Annotated in this window: 3 protein-coding genes and 1 pseudogene; 3 read left to right on the forward strand and 1 reads right to left on the reverse strand. The window is 65.6% G+C overall.

Annotated elements, in window-relative coordinates; all coding sequences use genetic code 11:
- The first annotated feature begins 189 nt into the window (after positions 1-189).
- From D187_RS36865 to D187_RS36875, 3 genes and pseudogenes are all read left to right on the forward strand, one after another.
- The gene (locus D187_RS36865) at positions 190-552 is read left to right on the forward strand and encodes a DUF2380 domain-containing protein (RefSeq protein WP_002632308.1); all 363 of its coding nucleotides are present in this window, start codon (positions 190-192) and stop codon (positions 550-552) included.
- Positions 553-559: 7 nt separating this feature from the next.
- The gene (gene sitI6, locus D187_RS36870) at positions 560-1,273 is read left to right on the forward strand and encodes a SitI6 family double-CXXCG motif immunity protein (RefSeq protein WP_002632309.1); all 714 of its coding nucleotides are present in this window, start codon (positions 560-562) and stop codon (positions 1,271-1,273) included.
- A gap of 152 nt (positions 1,274-1,425) precedes the next feature.
- Positions 1,426-1,635 (forward strand): annotated as a pseudogene (locus D187_RS36875) (hypothetical protein); the annotation flags it as partial.
- Positions 1,636-1,883: 248 nt separating this feature from the next.
- Here the strand turns inward: D187_RS36875 and D187_RS36880 are convergent.
- Entirely contained in the window at positions 1,884-2,693 is an 810-nt protein-coding gene (locus tag D187_RS36880; RefSeq protein WP_002632311.1) for a hypothetical protein, read from the reverse strand.
- Positions 2,694-3,063 lie beyond the last annotated feature (370 nt).

The following is a 3,063-nucleotide window of genomic DNA, read 5'->3' on the forward strand; positions in this document are numbered from 1 at the left end:
CCTGGCGCACTCGAGTCCTTTGACACCGTCTCAGGGTCTCGGGAGTGCTGAGGATGCTCGTAACGTTGTAGGATGGGATCCATGTGTTTCCCGCACGCCATGAGGGGCGCTGCTCTCTTGTGTCTGCTGCTGACCGCGTGTGCCTCTTCGGCTCCCGCTGTTCAGGGGGACGAGGAGCCACGGGAGGCTGTGGTTTCGTGGGAAGAAGCCCGCGAGGACGCGAGCTGCGTGGTGCCGCTGTGTGAGGAAGAGCGCTGTGCGCTCTGGCGCTGCCGGGAGCTGGAACTGGCGGACACCCCTTCCATTCTCCTGACCCGGGGAACGCTGACCCTGCGCCCTCCCGCGTCGCCCACGCGCTGGTGGGGTCGTCCGCTCGTCGCGCCGTTCGACAGCGATCCCGTCTTCGAGATTCCCTGGCACGATTGGAAGCTCCGGGACCAGTACGCACCGCATGCGCTGCACCTGCCGTGCATCCCCTCGCGCGAACCCTTTGAGAAGCACCACATCTTCCCGCAGGAACCGCTCCTGGCGGGTTGGTTCAAGCATCGATAAGGATGCCATGAACTACTTCAGGATGAAGGAAGACAAAGCGGCGGGCTATACAGGCTTCGTTGATGCTGCCCATCGTTGGGGGCTTCCTGGCATTTACTGCCCCGTGTGCAAGTCCACCTGGAGTGGAGGAGCCAAGGTATATCCCTCCGTGGATCTGACGCCAGTGATTGCGCTGGCTGACTTCGAGGAAGCGCGTACCGAGCCCCTCGAGGAGTATGAGCGGCTGAGTGAACTGGTCCGTCCGCTGTTGCCGCCGGGAGCCCAATTGGAACCTGGTGCGGCATTCGGGCCGCTCGTGGGTAAAGCACAGGGTCGTTTCGGGCAGTTCGTCTCCAACTACTCTTTCTTGATCCTGATTCGCCGCGAGGCGTACGAGCAGCTTCAGTCCGAGCCCCTGCGCGGACTCAAGGGGTGCCGGATGGAGGTGCGCTTTCGTCAGCGCAATCCCCCCGAGCTGCTCGAACTGGAACTCATCCCCAATGGACGCGTACATCCAGACTGCCTTCCGCCGGACCGCAAGCCCCCATGCCCTCGCTGTCATCGCCTGGGCATTCCACTCCCCAAGGACCTCCTCCTGGACGCCACTACGCTCCCCACCGGGCTGGACCTTTTCCGCCTGGAGGACTTCCCCACGGTGGTGGTCTGCACCAAGCGCTTCGTCGAAGCCTGCCAACGCTTGGGGCTGGATGGCCTCGCCTTCGCGCCGCTCCCAGTGCGATGAGAACACCACGCGTCTCTCGCTCTCACCCACCGCTCCTGCCGGGTGCATCTCCGTCCGAAGCGGACCCACAACCACTCGACAGGACCTATACTTCACCTTGACTTGTTGGGTCAAATCCGTTCCGCTGGTCGCTGACTGGAGAGGGCGCGCACGTGGCGGATGACCAGAATGGCAAGGACGGTGGACGGGGGCGGTTCGAACGGGGCGCGGCCTACGACGAGGTGGGGCCCGGCCTGGGCCGCCTCCACGACGCGTGGGACGTGGAGACAGGGCGGCCGGCCTTGCAACTGCTGCCCACGGACCGCGTGGATTGGCAACCCGAGGGGCCCTGGCGGGTGACCCTCCTGTGCGAGCCGCATCCGGCCCAGGAGAGGGTGTCAAAGAACTCGAGGGACACGGCCCGGCGCAACACGCGGCGGGAAGGAGAAAGGCGGAAAGGGCGCTGAGAAATCCACCTGCCGCCAGCGAGCCGGGGAAGGCGGGGAAGGTGTCAAAGGACTCGTTCCGACACCTCGTTTCCTACGAATCGTCTGACCCCTTCCGGGGACACCGTCTCCCGGGGAGACGGCCGCCTCCTCAGTGGCAGTCAACGGGCAGGTAGACCTGGCCTCTATTGCCGCTCCAGTTCCCCGTCCCAATCAGCCAGCAATCCAGACACCGCGTAGAGGCAGGCGCTGGAACAACGCTCGAAGTCCTTCGGAGGGAGCGCGGCGAGGTGCTCGCGCAGGAAGTCCGGGTCGCTGAGCACCTCGCGGTGCTTCAAGTCGTGTTTCAGTTCCAACAAGACGGGAATGAAGCGGAGCACGGCCTCCATGCACTCTTCCCGGGTGGCGCGCGCCATGCGCTCCACCGTCAAGGCCAGGTGCTCGCGCACCGAAGCGGGGCCCCCGGGGCACCACGCCTCCAGCGTCTTGCGGTAGAGGGAGTCCATGAGTTCCTCCAGCGAGCAGTCCCGCCACTGAAACGCCCAGAACGCGTAGCGCGGGGCCTGGAGCACGTCCCAGAAGCGCAGCAGCGCCGCGAGCCGTCTGGCCATGCGCTCCGCGCTCTCCGGCGGAGACGGAGAGACCGACTGGAAGAGAGCTCCCCAGGGAGTGCTCAGGCAGAAGGCTTCGAAGGACTCCTCCATTCGCTGGCGCTCCTCTTTCGCAACGCCGTCACTCAAGCTCATGAAGACATTGATGAAGAGGTGCACCTGCCAGCGAGGACGGAGGTCGACGTCGAAGTGGCCCACTGGGTCCATGACCAGCAGCTCGCCGGGCGGCACCGGGAGCATCCGCCGGGGCAGGGAAAAGGCACCCGTCTCGAGGTACTCCCGCGCCCAGCTCTGCCCCTGGGCTCTTACCTCGCGGATGATGTCTTCGGTGTGGCCGTAGAGCATCTCCGGACACTCGAGCACCGGGAACTGAGGTGTGGTCATGGCACCGACCCTACCACGGAGGTCACATCCGCCTCAATCGCCAGGGCACACGCATCCACCGCGGCCCAGCGCCGTGTCATCCAGCACCGGCTCCGCCGAGTAGCACCGCTTCCAGAAGCCTCCACTCCAGTCCCCGGGCAAGCCTCCCACCACCCTCGTTCATCTCCGCGCTGGGACGCAGCAGCAGCCGTCCCTGGAAGCACCTGGACGTGACGAAATAGAGCCCCCCTCCTGGAACATCCTCAACGGCCAGCCCATCCCCCTCCCCCTCCCCCGCTTGCACTCCGCCGGGCCGGATGCACCCCGTGGGCCAACTCCAAGCCCTCCGTTCTCGCGCGAGTCCCTCGTTGTCGGGTAGGCCGGGGCAGTT

Source organism: Cystobacter fuscus DSM 2262, assembly GCF_000335475.2.
GTDB classification, from domain to species: domain Bacteria; phylum Myxococcota; class Myxococcia; order Myxococcales; family Myxococcaceae; genus Cystobacter; species Cystobacter fuscus.

Excerpts from the sequence above, each read along its gene's own strand:
- D187_RS36880 (WP_002632311.1), bottom strand. The coding sequence starts at position 2,693 with ATGACCACACCTCAGTTCCCGGTGCTCGAGTGTCCGGAGATGCTCTAC.
- sitI6 (WP_002632309.1), top strand. The coding sequence starts at position 560 with ATGAACTACTTCAGGATGAAGGAAGACAAAGCGGCGGGCTATACAGGC.